At 36.6% G+C, this 13,736-nt stretch carries 18 protein-coding genes, 1 pseudogene and 1 riboswitch; of the genes and pseudogenes, 4 read left to right on the top strand and 15 right to left on the bottom strand.

From position 1 onward, the window contains the following. Positions 1 to 358: 358 nt before the first annotated feature. From ACTWQM_RS18175 to ACTWQM_RS18145, 7 genes and pseudogenes are all read right to left on the bottom strand, one after another. Complete coding sequence (locus ACTWQM_RS18175; protein ID WP_443259574.1) at positions 359 to 646, bottom strand: TIGR04104 family putative zinc finger protein; 288 nt, start codon at positions 644 to 646, stop codon at positions 359 to 361. 86 nt (positions 647 to 732) lie between these two features. Then, positions 733 to 1,110, bottom strand: a pseudogene (locus ACTWQM_RS18170) (hotdog domain-containing protein). Between the two features lie 321 nt (positions 1,111 to 1,431). Next, positions 1,432 to 1,638: a hypothetical protein gene (locus tag ACTWQM_RS18165; RefSeq protein WP_443259573.1), complete on the bottom strand. Its 207-nt coding sequence runs from the start codon at positions 1,636 to 1,638 to the stop codon at positions 1,432 to 1,434. Then, positions 1,608 to 2,234 (bottom strand): cupin domain-containing protein, encoded by a 627-nt coding sequence (locus ACTWQM_RS18160; protein ID WP_443259572.1) that lies wholly within the window; start codon positions 2,232 to 2,234, stop codon positions 1,608 to 1,610. The genes ACTWQM_RS18165 and ACTWQM_RS18160 overlap by 31 nt, the downstream gene beginning before the upstream one ends. Positions 2,235 to 2,442: 208 nt before the next feature. Further along, entirely contained in the window at positions 2,443 to 3,051 is a 609-nt protein-coding gene (locus ACTWQM_RS18155; RefSeq protein WP_443259571.1) for a class I SAM-dependent methyltransferase, read from the bottom strand. Positions 3,052 to 3,130: 79 nt separating this feature from the next. Continuing rightward, complete coding sequence (locus ACTWQM_RS18150) at positions 3,131 to 3,466, bottom strand: YnfA family protein (RefSeq protein ID WP_443259570.1); 336 nt, start codon at positions 3,464 to 3,466, stop codon at positions 3,131 to 3,133. A gap of 748 nt (positions 3,467 to 4,214) precedes the next feature. Further along, positions 4,215 to 4,994 carry an HAD family hydrolase gene (locus ACTWQM_RS18145; RefSeq protein WP_443259569.1) on the bottom strand — a complete coding sequence of 260 codons (780 nt, stop codon included), beginning with the start codon at positions 4,992 to 4,994 and terminating at the stop codon, positions 4,215 to 4,217. A 98-nt stretch (positions 4,995 to 5,092) separates the two neighbouring features. On the opposite strand from ACTWQM_RS18145, the gene ACTWQM_RS18140 reads away from it, so the two are divergent. Next, a complete protein-coding gene (locus ACTWQM_RS18140; protein ID WP_443259568.1) occupies positions 5,093 to 5,464 on the top strand; it encodes a hypothetical protein in 372 nt (123 codons plus the stop codon). Here the strand turns inward: ACTWQM_RS18140 and ACTWQM_RS18135 are convergent. Then, on the bottom strand, positions 5,461 to 5,898 hold the full coding sequence (locus ACTWQM_RS18135) for an RDD family protein (RefSeq protein ID WP_443259567.1): 438 nt from the start codon (positions 5,896 to 5,898) through the stop codon (positions 5,461 to 5,463). The genes ACTWQM_RS18140 and ACTWQM_RS18135 overlap by 4 nt on opposite strands. Positions 5,899 to 6,081: 183 nt before the next feature. Further along, positions 6,082 to 6,187: riboswitch (SAM riboswitch) on the top strand. Between the two features lie 64 nt (positions 6,188 to 6,251). Here ACTWQM_RS18135 and ACTWQM_RS18130 point away from each other — a divergent pair. Then, a complete protein-coding gene (locus tag ACTWQM_RS18130) occupies positions 6,252 to 7,388 on the top strand; it encodes a methionine biosynthesis PLP-dependent protein (protein WP_443259566.1) in 1,137 nt (378 codons plus the stop codon). Continuing rightward, a complete protein-coding gene (gene metC / locus ACTWQM_RS18125) occupies positions 7,378 to 8,571 on the top strand; it encodes a cystathionine beta-lyase (RefSeq protein WP_443259565.1) in 1,194 nt (397 codons plus the stop codon). The genes ACTWQM_RS18130 and metC overlap by 11 nt, the downstream gene beginning before the upstream one ends. A gap of 45 nt (positions 8,572 to 8,616) precedes the next feature. Here metC and ACTWQM_RS18120 read toward each other — a convergent pair whose 3' ends face one another. Then, entirely contained in the window at positions 8,617 to 9,174 is a 558-nt protein-coding gene (locus tag ACTWQM_RS18120) for a hypothetical protein (RefSeq protein WP_443259564.1), read from the bottom strand. 126 nt (positions 9,175 to 9,300) lie between these two features. On the opposite strand from ACTWQM_RS18120, the gene ACTWQM_RS18115 reads away from it, so the two are divergent. Next, entirely contained in the window at positions 9,301 to 10,299 is a 999-nt protein-coding gene (locus tag ACTWQM_RS18115; RefSeq protein WP_443259563.1) for a DUF3231 family protein, read from the top strand. A gap of 4 nt (positions 10,300 to 10,303) precedes the next feature. Here ACTWQM_RS18115 and ACTWQM_RS18110 read toward each other — a convergent pair whose 3' ends face one another. The 6 genes from ACTWQM_RS18110 to ACTWQM_RS18085 all read right to left on the bottom strand — a co-directional run bounded on the left by ACTWQM_RS18110 (position 10,304) and on the right by ACTWQM_RS18085 (position 13,704). Further along, the gene (locus ACTWQM_RS18110; protein WP_443259562.1) at positions 10,304 to 10,567 is read right to left on the bottom strand and encodes a hypothetical protein; all 264 of its coding nucleotides are present in this window, start codon (positions 10,565 to 10,567) and stop codon (positions 10,304 to 10,306) included. A 68-nt stretch (positions 10,568 to 10,635) separates the two neighbouring features. Continuing rightward, positions 10,636 to 10,929, bottom strand: a complete 294-nt coding sequence (locus ACTWQM_RS18105) for a DUF5316 domain-containing protein (RefSeq protein ID WP_443259561.1) — start codon at positions 10,927 to 10,929, stop codon at positions 10,636 to 10,638. A 21-nt stretch (positions 10,930 to 10,950) separates the two neighbouring features. Further along, entirely contained in the window at positions 10,951 to 11,508 is a 558-nt protein-coding gene (locus tag ACTWQM_RS18100) for an isochorismatase family protein (RefSeq protein ID WP_443259560.1), read from the bottom strand. 15 nt (positions 11,509 to 11,523) lie between these two features. Further along, positions 11,524 to 11,835, bottom strand: a complete 312-nt coding sequence (locus tag ACTWQM_RS18095; protein WP_443259559.1) for a hypothetical protein — start codon at positions 11,833 to 11,835, stop codon at positions 11,524 to 11,526. Between the two features lie 467 nt (positions 11,836 to 12,302). Then, on the bottom strand, positions 12,303 to 13,160 hold the full coding sequence (locus tag ACTWQM_RS18090; protein WP_443259558.1) for a nucleotidyltransferase: 858 nt from the start codon (positions 13,158 to 13,160) through the stop codon (positions 12,303 to 12,305). Between the two features lie 40 nt (positions 13,161 to 13,200). After that, on the bottom strand, positions 13,201 to 13,704 hold the full coding sequence (locus ACTWQM_RS18085) for a GNAT family N-acetyltransferase (RefSeq protein ID WP_443259557.1): 504 nt from the start codon (positions 13,702 to 13,704) through the stop codon (positions 13,201 to 13,203). Between the last annotated feature and the right edge of the window lie 32 nt (positions 13,705 to 13,736).

Raw genomic sequence — 13,736 nt, 5'->3', positions numbered from 1 at the left:
TTATTCATAGTAAGGCTCCTTTCGTAATGTGGCTCTGATTTGGGTTTTTCTTTCTTAGTAACAGTCTACCAAATTAACCCACGACTTTACGATTAAGGAGCCAGTTTTGTTCATAGTAGCTATTTGTCCTTTTCGACGTTATAATTAACTGCTTTTTAGCATTTAGCGGAACGAGGATTCATTTAAGCCTCTGCTAAGCAGCTTTTTGTCCATTTAGCGGAATGAGGATTCATGACGATTAAAAACTTGATCGGTTTGCACTAAGAAACGCTTCTATAAGTCATAAAAACTTTCCAGCATGTTCCTTTCCTTACTCTATATCCGAACTTGAAAGAAACTCCCATAAACATTCTCCTCTCTACCAATAAGGCTCCTCTTCATTAGATAACTTTATAATGAAGGGGTATAAGCCGATTATTATAAAAGCAAAGATAATAGCAAGAATCAGCACAGTACCTATTGAAAACTCTAACCAAGCATTAATAGGTAATAAAACTAATGGAATAAGTACGAAAACCCCACCCCTTATTCTTGATGATGCAGACTCATATTGCTTTTCACCACAGTGCGGGCATTTCAATCTGAACATTGTTTTAACCGTTTGTTTCCAAGTCCACTTTTCACCGCAATTCTGGCAAACTGGCATCCATTCACCCCCTCATTTTATATAGCATCTCACTGAGCAGTTCCACCACTACTTTTTTTAAATCTATGTAAACCGTTAGTAGAAGACTAAAGTATTACCCCAGAAAATTCTCCCTTTAATACCTCTTTTCCATGCTGATTATTGCATAAAAAGGATGCTATAATGGATGTTCTGTTCTTTTCCTGCTTTTCGTATTTTTCAATTGTAACTTCGCAAATGATTGTATCTCCTGTAAACACAGGTCTTAAGAACTCAAAATTCATATTACGAGCCATCACATCATAGTCTCCACCTACTTTTGTTGGAAGAGTCGCCGTTAATAACCCTTGTACAACAAGCTTACCCTGTTAATCAGGTGTTTTATGATGAGCACCTTCATCACCTGAAATCTCTGTAAATAATTCAACATCCCTTTCCGAAAAAGACCGTTCAAATGTAATGATATCTCCTACTTTTAAAGACAAATTTATCCCTCCTAAACTTAATTGTATATCCTGCATTCAACCTCTGTATTTCCTATACGCTTGTACAATCTACCTTAGTGAATATTAACATAAACGTGATTAATAGATCACAATCTTCTGAAATAGTAAACTAAATAAAAAAACCAACTTAAATGAATCTTCTTGTTGGAAAAGGATCCGTTTGCCGATTAATACGATCACATTACTAGAATAATGATTACACTTGAGCAATATTAGTATATTTCCTCGTTAACGAAAGTCAGGTTCCAAATAAAAGGGGTTGCCAATCTTACAACCCCCTTACTTTTATGAAATTATATACTACATATTTTTACTTTGCTGAAGTAGTTTGGATTCTCCTGTTCGTTCCCATTCTTCTACTGTTTCATATGCTGTTTCAGGAGAATATCCTTTCCCTACAAGAACTCCCATCAAAACGAATTCCTGGAGAATATGAGTTGCATTTATTCCTCTACGTACATCCTCTAATCCTTCCTCTACCAAATATTCTGTATGCTCTGCACCCATTCATCTGGCGTCTTGCCCGAAATAACTGTATTTCCATTCTCATGCTCTTCTTCAGCTGCCATAGCTTCTGCTTTGGTAACATGAACGGTGCCAAACGGATGGTTAGGAGGAGCATATATTGAGTAAAGTCTTAGGGGAACATTACCAGTATTGGTCAGATTGTGCCATGTTCCAGAAGGTATTAGTATTGCCGAATCATCATAGACATTTCTTTCAAAGGTTAAATTATCTCTACTGTTACCCATCCTGACAATTCCTTGGCCTTGTTCTACACGTAAAAATTGATCAACGTCAGGATGCATTTCTAAACCGATATCTTCACCGACATTAATACTCATTAACGTAACCTGCAAATGTTTCCCTGTCCATAAAGCAGTACGATACGTATTGTTTTGTCTTGTTGCATCATTGATATTAATGACAAAAGGATTCGAACCATAATCTTGCAGCATAGCACCTCCAGCACCGTTATCAGCACTGAATGATCCAAATCTGTCAGTATGCTCTAACCCATTTGGTAAAGTGCCGTTAATATGCTGACTTCCATAGTTATACATTGGTACATTAACATAATAAGGATGTTGATACGGATACATATATGGATAATAAATTTTTCTCAATCCCTTCACAATTTATAGAATTATCCTATGTATCTGTTAAAATAACGTACTTAAATTCACGTGTCCTTTTAACTCCCATAATTTAGTTACATTTTAAAGTGTAATTCTAAGTTTTGTGATAGGAAGCGGAACCCGTTATATGAACTATGAACTTTTTCAAAAAATTAATTCCCTTCTCAAACTGTTACTTAATAGGTGTTGCCCGTATTAAATAAATGATATCTGACCAATAACGTTCGATCTGATCAACCTGAAGACTAGATTTCCCAATTATTTTATCGATGTTTCTGTTACAGTGACATCCAGATATTTTAGTATGGAGTGGATCAATCACTTTTTGGGCAAAGGAAAGTAGTGGATTAGAGCTCAAACCATGCTCCATTAACAAAATAGCCCCATCTTTACGGCACCAACTGTTAAATTTATTTAATGTTTCAATTGGGTCTGGATAACTGCAAAGGGAAAGGGTTGATACGATGCAATCAAAAGAGTTAGGCTCTAAAATCAACTCATCAATATCTTCTTGTACAAATACTGCTTTCATCTGAAAATTTGATGCTGTTCTTTTGGCACTCTTAATCATCTCTGAACTAAAATCAACTCCTGTTATCTCAACGTTATTCTGATCATAATAAGAAAAGTTTGCTCCAGCTCCAACACCGACCTCTAAAACTTTTCCGTATGCGTTTTTTATTAGTTTATTTCTCAATCCGGCAAACTTTTGATTAGTGCCTTTCGTTTCATACAATTTTACCTGTTTATCGAATTTTTTAATTTGCTTTTCTTTTTTCATTTGTTCACTTCCTGAAGAATTGACCTTTCATCCATATATATAAGATAATTTCAATTTTATTCATAACGCCTTGTTTCCTCTACTGGCGTGGCCCGAATAACATCACTGAAACACCAACAATACAGATTCCTGCACCAACCAAGTCATATAAATCAGGTGTTTTCTTATCAATACCCCATCCCCATAAAACGGATAGGACAATAAAAACGCCACCGTATGCTGCATATACTCTACCGAATGATGGGAAGGTTTGAAATGTAGCAATTACGCCATATAAAGCTAGTGCAATCCCACCACCAACACCCCAATAATATGGCTTACCTTCTCTTAACCATAACCAAATTAAATATCCGCCACCAATTTCAGCTAACCCTGCTAGTACAAACAAAACGATTGCATAAATAATTAGAACCACTTCCTTAAACCAAATAACTTATACTTCAAAATAACTATTCCACTTATGATCTATTATCCGGGTCCCAGTTGAAGCTGTGTCAGTGATACCTATACACTATTGGTGCTGCTAAAATTCTCGTATATTGCTTCCTTTTCTTCCATAAATCACTGCTTTGAATAAAGATAAGTGAAAATGCTTCCCAGAGAAAAACCCATCCACCTACAGTTACGCTTAGTGAAATAAATTCATTTATGACCTTTTCGTTGTCGGAAATTTGCAGATAAAAAGTGACAATATAAAGAAAGACTCTTTTTCTTATATTGGAAAAAATCTCTTTTCGTCGTATACAGGACATAATTAAAATAATTACGAATTCCTTTTTCAATATCCTTTTCCATATCAATATTTCTTTCCTGCTTTTGCATGTTAAATCTCAGTTTTATATTTTTTTGTGATTTGATATCGTGAGAGCATTCTTCTTAGAAAACTTGGTATTCGTCAAGCCTTAATGGCGAGTGCCGTAGTTGCACTTATGCAGTAAGAAAGTATTTATGCTCTCTTAACTGCTAAAAAAGACTTTAAACTCGAATCAAGGTCCCTAATGTTATAAACAGAGGAATCCCACGTATTAAAAATATCATCATAATTCTCTAGATTAATTTCAATTATTTAGTCACCTGAATCCGGATCAATTGTATAAAACTGGTCCAGGAATCTATTCGACATAACCGTTTAATCCTCCAGTTTGTACTTCATCACCCTTAATTCACCGTTTCAACAATTGCAATAGCTCTTTCAATGCTCCGATTTCGTATGTCGGTATAACGTCACTAGGTTCTTTCCGATGACGGTTAACCCAGACAGAGTCTATTCCAGCACGCTCTGCCCCAAGGATATCTGTGCTTAAATTATCCCCAACCATTAAAACCTCATCCTTTTGCACAGCAAGAAGCTCAAGCGCATGCCCAAAGATGGCCGGATCTGGTTTTCCTCTTCCAAAAGCCCCAGAAATAACTATATGCTCAAAATAGGTCATGAGCTGTGGCGTGATATCAAGTTTGGTCTGTTGTAATTCAGGAGATCCGTTTGTTAACAGCAGCAGTTGGTATTCACCCTTTAGCTGATCAAGTACTGCAAAACTATCCTCATATACAAACGCATTTTCCTTGCGCATCACGGGAAAAGTTTCTGCTAGCTGATAACCCAAATCTGAATCATCAACTCCTAAATCATGAAGTCCTCTCGTCCAGGCTTTTTTCCGATATTCAGGAACAATTTCTTTCAACTTGTGAAAAGAATCCCCTTCATCCCGAAAATCACCCCATAGTCCTTCAAACGGATTTATTCCAATCATTTGTGTAAATGCATATGTATCATAGGATGCATATAATTCTCGTGCATTTTCACGAACTTTCGCTTCTAGCTTAACAGGGTCAATGTCATATGTTTGCTTTGCCAATTCACAAGTAGCCTTAAATGCCTCTTTTACGCTTTTTTTGTCCCAAAGCAGGGTATCATCAAGATCAAACAAAATTGCTTTAGTCATTTATCCAGCATCCTTTCCACAAACCCCCGCTCATTCCCACAAACACGTTCTTCTGCATATAATTAAATGGATGTATTTCACAAGGAGGGATATTTTTTATGTATTACGTCAATTATCCAGGTTATTATTATGTACCATATTATCCTAACGCCACTTACTGGCCAGATCGCCAGCAATATCCACCTGTTGACGCCAACCTATTATATAAATCAGCAAATGAAACAAAAAAACTTATGGATGACGCGAGCATTGTTCTTAATAAACTAGCAGAATCACAGGAATTTGATGCAAAACTAATGAATGCTGCTCAAACCTCAAATACTGCCAAGGTTGAGCAATTAATTCACTCTACAGGCATTACGTCAGACGTCGATATTCATTACAATCCTGATGGCTTGCGGCTGGAATTTATATCACAAGTTGCTGACACAGATTGCTGTAAACTGCGGATTGCACTACGCTGGCGTTAGATTCGATAAACAACTCTCGTACTGCAAACTATATCATGCAGTGCTTTCTTTTCTTCATTCCATCCTGCCATTAGAAAGCCAATACCAAGTGGAAGCGCGGAGAGAAAATACGCAAAAAATCTTCCAATTGATTTCAGCATGCTAATTTGGGTCATCTCCACATTAAGTACTTGAATCCTGCATGCTAATTTCCCTGGAGATCCTTTATACTTACTTGCAGTGAAAATTATAACAAAAACAACGACATAAATTAGATTTGATATGTCTTCGGATGGCGATGAATACCAAGTATTTGCCTCATTACCTGGTGAACTGAAAAAACGTTCGTCATTAATTATAATGGCTATAATTGCCCCTATAATATATGTCAAAATACCATCAATTGCGTTTGCCAGGAATCTCACCCAGAATCCAGCTGGCTTGTACTTTTCCATAACCATCCCCCATAGGTAATTTATATAACTATCGTACCATAAGACAAGCATTTTCATTAAAAATTAGACTACAAATCCGAGCTAAATTGTAGTTTTTTCGTTATTTCTGTAATTACCTATTGCATTATCCAATCGTTTGTATTAAAGTAAGAAAAATCAAGTATTTCAAATAAAATCATATATTTCTTATCTAGAGAGACGGAGGGATTGGCCCTGTGATGTCTCAGCAACCCGCCATAATTGGCCCGGTGCTAAATCCAAAAGGTAACAAGTTACCTGAAGATGAGAAGATTGTTTGCGTTATTAGGGACCTTCTTCTTATCTGGAGGGTCCCTAATTTTTTTATGAAGAGGATGATTACTGTGGCAAATAAAAGTATCGAAACCAACTTAGCACAACTAGGCAATAATAGTGATAAAACAACAGGTGCAGTGAACCCGCCAATCTATTTATCAACAGCATACCAGCATGAAGGAATTGGCAAATCCACTGGATACGACTACACGCGTACGAAGAATCCGACGCGGGTTATCCTGGAAGAAGGAATTGCAAAGCTGGAGGCCGGGGATAGCGGATATGCCTGCAGTTCTGGAATGGCAGCTATTCAGTTAGTTCTTTCTCTTTTCCGTTCCGGTGATGAAGTTATTGTTCCAGAAGATATTTATGGTGGTACATACCGTTTACTTCAGCATTACGATGATGTCTACGATATAAAGACAACCTATTCGGAGTTTGCGGATGTTGACGTGACAGAGAAATTAATTACACCAAAAACGAGAGCATTACTTATTGAAACACCAACAAACCCGCTTATGCAGGAAATCGATATTAAAGAATATGCAGCACTTGCACAGAAGCATGATTTGTTACTCATTGTTGACAATACATTTCTGACTCCTTATTTCCAGCAGCCGCTTGAACTTGGTGCCGATATCGTCGTTCATAGTGCTACTAAATTTATTGGCGGACACAATGATGTTCTCGCCGGCCTAGTCGTTGCAAAAGGAGAGGCAATTTGCGATAAGCTTGCAACTATCCATAATGCTTCAGGTGCAGTCCTGTCTCCTTTTGATTCATGGCTTATTATTAGAGGCCTCAAAACACTTGCTCTAAGGATGAAGCAGCACGATGAGAACACACGGAAAATAGCAGATTATTTAGCAAATGAACCAGGGGTTACGGATGTACTGTATCCAGGTAAAGGCGGCATGCTTTCATTCCGCCTTAAGAAGACAGATTGGGTAGAACCTTTCTTAGAAAACATTGAATTGGTTACTTTTGCAGAAAGCCTTGGAGGAGTTGAAAGTTTTATTACGTATCCAGCAACACAGACCCATGCAGAGATACCAGAAGAAGAACGAACACTCCGTGGGATCGATAATCGTTTATTACGATTTTCTGTTGGCATTGAACAAGCGGAGGATCTAATTACCGATTTGAAGAACGTATTTTCAATCTTGGAAAAGGGGGAATGGGAAAATGAGCAATAACAAGAATCAATTAGAAACAGAACTAATTCATGCTCCATCAAATTTGGACGTTGAACAGAGAACAGGTGCAGTCAATGTGCCGATTTATCTGTCATCAACCTATCACCAGGAATCCTTTGATGCGTTTGGACCATTTGATTATAGCCGTTCAGGAAATCCGACAAGGCAAGCGTTGGAAGAAAAAATAGCCCAATTAGAGGAAGGTGCCCGCGGCTTAGCATTTGCTTCTGGAATGTCTGCCATATCGTCAGCCTTTATGCTGCTTTCCGCTGGTGACCATGTTCTAATTTCAACGGATGTGTACGGTGGTACTTACAGATTTGTAACCGAAGTACTTACCAAATTTAAAATTGATCACACATTCGTAGATATGACAAACCTGACTGAGGTTAACGATGCAATTAAACCGAATACAAAAGTCATCTATATCGAAACACCGTCAAATCCATGTTTAAACATTACTGACATTAAAGGCATCGTAAAAATTGCCAAAGCGAATGACTGCCTGACTTTTCTCGACAACACTTTCATGACACCACTTTACCAGAAGCCGATTAATCTTGGTGTGGATATTGTGCTCCATAGTGCGACTAAATTTTTGTCTGGCCACAGCGATATTATTGCAGGTCTAGCTGTTACAAACACAGAAGAGCTTGGAGAAAGGTTGGCCTTTATTCAAAATTCCTTTGGCTCCATACTAGGCGCACAGGATTCCTATTTGTTAATACAAGGCATTAAAACGTTAGGATCCCGTCTTAAGCAATCATCTGAATCAGCACTGAAAATAGCTGCCTATTTAACAAATCATCCATTAATTAATAACGTATTTTATCCCGGATTACCGAATCATCCTGGGCATGACCTCCATAACAGCCAATCTAATGGTTCAGGAGCAGTCCTGTCGTTCGAAATAGAAGATTCAGTTGTAGCGAAAACATTTGTCGAACAAATTCGCCTGCCAGTATTCGCCGTGAGTCTTGGAGCAGTAGAAACCATTCTGTCATATCCAGCAACAATGTCTCATGCTGCAATGCCAAAGCAAGAAAGAGAAAAACGAGGGATCACCGATGGATTATTCCGATTTTCAGTCGGACTTGAACATGTCGATGATCTAATCGCAGACCTGGATCATGCATTACAAACTGCGTCGCAACAAGTAAAGAATCCACATGTTGTCGGATAAAAATTAACACTAGGCGTAATTCTTTTTCAAAAGAATTGCGCCTATTTAATAAAAATCCTCCCCACTTACCTTTGAAACAACTTTACAAAACTTCGCCCACTTCTTTGGATAATGATTGCTTCCTATTTTAATTTCACAGTGTGTATCATATTCGATAGTTAACCGCCAATAGGAACCGTCCAAAACACCATCATGGTTATACTCCTCCGCCCAGTTAACAAAATCGCATTTATATAATTCAGCTAGCAGCCAATCAATACATTCCTCACTCATAGTGGCTATCTGATCAAATTCGTTAAACTCACCGATTAAAAGTGCTTTCCGAACACGCCTATGCTTCAGGTCAATCCTCATCCTCTGAACAGAACCATAATCCATATACCCACCACTCTGTATATCAATAACCTGAATCAGCTCATAAATTTTTCGTCCTCTGTATTTCTTCCATTCATAACCGCAATCCTTGCAATGATATTTAGCATTACCAATAGTGACAGGCTGTAATGGCGCAGGATCCAAATGCTTATATTCCTGGCTGAAGTCATATGTACATTTTGATTCGCACTTCGGACAAACTGGTGAAACAATCCGGTACTCACTCATGGAATTCTCTCCTCAACCTGCAATAAGATAACGACACTTTTTATGCGTTTTACATTTTTTGTAATTAATATAAAAACGTCGTTTAATCAATACTAGTATTAAATATAAAAATTGGAGGACTTAACAGTGGAACACGATACAAAATTAACAGCTGGTGAAGTTGCAAATTTATGGACTTCCTATATGCATGACAGTATGTGTATTTGTGTGTTTGATCATTTTTTAGAAAATGTACAAGATGAGGAAATTAAAAATACGTTAGATTTTGCTAAAGAGTTATCTGCATCCCATTTACCAAAAATTGAAGAAATTTTTAATAAAGAAGAAATAGCTATTCCTCAAGGATTTACAGATAAAGACATTTACAAAGCGCCCCGACTCTTCACAGATGTTTTTTATACTCGTTACCTGGAATGTATGTCGCGAAATGGACTTATAGCAAATAGCTTGTGTTTAGGGACTGCATATCGAGAGGATATAAAGACAATTTATCAAACAATTATAAATGAAGCTGAAGAATTATATAACCAAACCAACAATCTGTTGAAAGAAAAAGGAGCTTTAGTTCGTTCTCCAATAATCCACTATCCACAGAAAGTTACGTATGTACAGGATGAAAGTTTTGTCGGTGGGACATTTTCCTTTACTAAACGGCCACTCTTAGCAATTGAAGTAGCACACATAGCAAACAATATTGAATCAAGCCAAATATATAAAGCCCTTATTATGGGTTTTTCACAAGTTGCAGAAAGTGATAAGGTAAGAAAACACTTACGAGAAAGTATAAATGACACGGATAAATTTATTGATGATCTTAAAGAATTTCTGGAACATGCTGAGATTGCTGCTCCCATGACGTCAGATGATTCGATTACTAATTCTACTACCTCACCTTTTTCAGACAAACTTATGATGTTCATTATATCAACTTTAAATGAATTTTCCATTTCCTTGGTTGGTACATCTTTAGGTGCAAGTGCCAGAAGTGATTTGGCAGCAAATTATATGAAATTTGTTTCCCATCTTTCCAAATTTGCATTAGAAGGAACAAAATTAATGATTGGAAATGGATGGTTAGAGAGACCACCGCAAACTTTAGACCGAAATAATCTTATGAAAAAATAGGCTACTAACCATCTCCATTTTTGCTGGCATCATTGTATGTCCCACTTCCCTGGCATGGACTATTATTATCCTTCCTTTTTGTTTGGATATACTTCTGTGTCAATAAACCTGCACTAAAGACCGAGATAATCATAACGAAGTAAAAAAGTTTCCGATTAAACATAAATTCTGCTTCACCAGTAAACTTAATATAAGAGAACGAATTCATCAAAAAACCAATTGCAACTAATAGTGATATGATAAATTGCCCTTTCACAGACTTAACCATAGTCCGCCTCCATATGTACCCCGACACGTTATTCCTTGTAAAAAATTTGCCGAACTTACAGTAGTCGACTAGAAACCAAGTATAATTAAAATGATTAATAAGCTAAAGTTAGGGACACCAATTATTAGTAACTTTGTAACCCATTTGTTTTTGTCCTTTCTGTCTTTTTTGGTCTCGGTATGATAATTAGCTCTATTTCTGTCACCATCAACAAAAGCTCCTGTTAACAAACCTGATAATACTAAAGGAATAACTGCTGCTGCAACTATAAGTTTAAAAAATAAGTTCCAGTCACCAGTGAAAACGCCAATCATCAGAGCAATAATGGTAAAAATTAAACCAATACCCAGATTTTTCAACAACCTAATCTCCCCCTTTTTTCATTACCGGTATTTATCGTGAGTAGGGTTAAATAAATCCTCTTCTGTATTTCTAACAATTGAGAAATTGTCTACATTATCATGACCATGAAGCGTTTCATTGTGATGAAGGATTATCTGTTGTGCAGTTAAGTTATCGGAGTCAGAGGTAGAATGTCCATCTCCAACTAAAGTAACGTCAAAATGATTGAACGTCGCTGTCCTGACAGCCGTATCGATACAATGTTCCGTCTTACATCCCATTATTACAAGATGCTCTACGTTATTCTCATTTAAATGGTTGAGTAATGGTGTGCCGTAAAATGAATTTGTAGCGGCTTTATCAAATACATCAGCAGCGGATGGCACTTTAATATTTTTATGTATTTGAAATCCAGGACCTTCTCCATTTGAAACATCTAAGTCTCTTATAAAAACAACGGAAACACCCTTCGCTATGGCCTTTTCAATAACAGCATTAATGTTATTAACGACTTTCTCCTTATCAAAAACTTCCTGTTCCACACTACTGCCTTCCATCAAATCCTGTTGAGCATCAATTACCAGTAAAGCTTGCTTCAAAAAAACTCATCCTTTCTAAAAATACTTAATAACCATCAAGACTAAACTAAAAACAGTATATAGAAGCGAACCATAAAATACGACACCCACGTCTATTTTCATCTCTTCGCTTTTTTGAATTTTCCAGCTTGACTCACTTGCTTCAAAAGTTGCTGCTTTTGATAATGCCCCTCCACTACTGTTAAAAAAGTAAATTATAATCGTTATCCCCAGACCAATTAAAAAACTCCATTCACTATATGAAAAAGAAATGATTACACTAGCAGCCCATATAATTAATCCGATAACGATAGAAGACAAAAATGAAAAAACAATAACCTTCTTCACACATACCCCCTCCTTCTCTTATTTCCTACGAAGGGCAAGGGAAAAAGGTTCCAACTATACAGAATCTTCTTTAAAAATAGAACAGACCAATCTATACAATTTTGACATCCTACTCTGCTGTTCTATCACGATATACGAAAAGAGTAATGGCATGTAATACTATGGTCACGACAAGAAGAACTGCTGAGACGAACGCCAAGCACCTATTGTTTCCATAAGAGCAGACCCATCCTCAATTTTTACTAAATGATTAGTATAGAAAATCTGGAAACATAGGGAAATAGCACAAGCACTGATGCTCATCACCGAGAGAACAACCCAATTCCTATGGTCACCTTTATTATATCGCATGAGATTAATAGCTGGAAGTAACTAAGCAATTAATCCAAGCACGAGGCTGCCAACTTTAAGCAAACCAATATAATTAATCCCCCTTATATTTTCAACATCCTCTTCCTTTATCCCTTTTAGGTTTTTCTAAAAGTTAACTCCATTTTATTCACCTTTTTAGGGTTATGAACCTGCAACCATTGTTCTGATTCACTTATCATCCAATTTCCCATATCATCTAAAAAAACAATTAATTTATATACATTTCCTACCGGGTTAATAGCATAGTGTAGTGCTTGTTTCATTTCGGATTCCTTCTCTGGGTAATATTCAGAAAATAACTTATATGCTGAGAATAAGTCTCTTGTATATTGATTTTCTTTCACTATTACAAGTGCAAGTCCTGCCCTAACTATGATTTTCATAATCCAGACGCAACAATCTAATATATCTTCAAGATCGTCATTCCCATCAAGATCTTCTTTTGCTTGTTCAATTTGGTTCTTTAAGTTAACAAGATGTTCGTTACCAAGTGTTTTATCCGCTTTATAATTAGGTAAATGAGCACTAAGATCTTCCCCATATACACATACACTATGGGTCTTAATCATAAAAGGAATGATAGCAAACGTAGTCGTTTCTAATATGTCGTCAATGTGATAGAAACTAAATTCAACCCCATTTACACAACTGAAATTTTTGTTTAGTTTTTTTTCAGCCCTGTCGACCCATCTTAAATCTATTTCATTAACAGATTTATTCGTAACTGCTATTGTATCTAAGTCCGAAACACCACTTATCCCCAACCCACGAGGAACGGAACCTCTTATATATATACTATGTACATCTGACCCCAAATGAACTTGGTAGTATTCTGTCACTTCCTCAATCAGCCCTTTAAAATCAGGTATAATCTTCTCAAAACTTGCATCATTTAATATATAACCATTCTTATCGACTGGGCACAAGCGTCCAATGTTTTTAATATTAGTCAACTTATCTCTCCTTCCCCTTATCAGTTTACTGCTCCTTAGATTATACAGTGGAATATACTTGTACATCTTGTTCGCCTAATACAATGTTTTTATCTAATTCCATTCCTATCTTTTTGGCGATTTTTATAGAAACCACATTATCAGGCTGAATCAATGCAATATACCTTTGTCTATCAAGTAGTTTAATTCCATATTCCAAAAGTGTCTTAGCTGATTCGGTTGCATACCCTTTTCCCCAATGCTTACGAGATATCCAGTAACCAATTTCTATTTCCTTATTACCTTCAATCGTTTGTGGCACTAAACCTGCGTGTCCAACTAAAGATCTGTCTTCCTTATCAACTAAAACCAATAAACCCATATTTTCGCCAAATTCATATGTACTGTATATCCAATCCAGAAAATCCTTTCCACTATCTGTATCCTTTGTTTCTCCATCTCCAATAAACCTCATTACTTCGGGGTCTGACAATAAAGACATAAGAAATTTAAAATCATTATCATTATATGGACGAAATAACAGTCTTTCTGAAGCGATTGGCAAATTCAACACCCCTTTCCGTTGCTAAAATTTTT

Source organism: Virgibacillus sp. L01 (assembly GCF_052246775.1).
Lineage (GTDB): Bacteria > Bacillota > Bacilli > Bacillales > Amphibacillaceae > Lentibacillus.
This window is presented reverse-complemented; position numbering and strand designations above follow the sequence as displayed.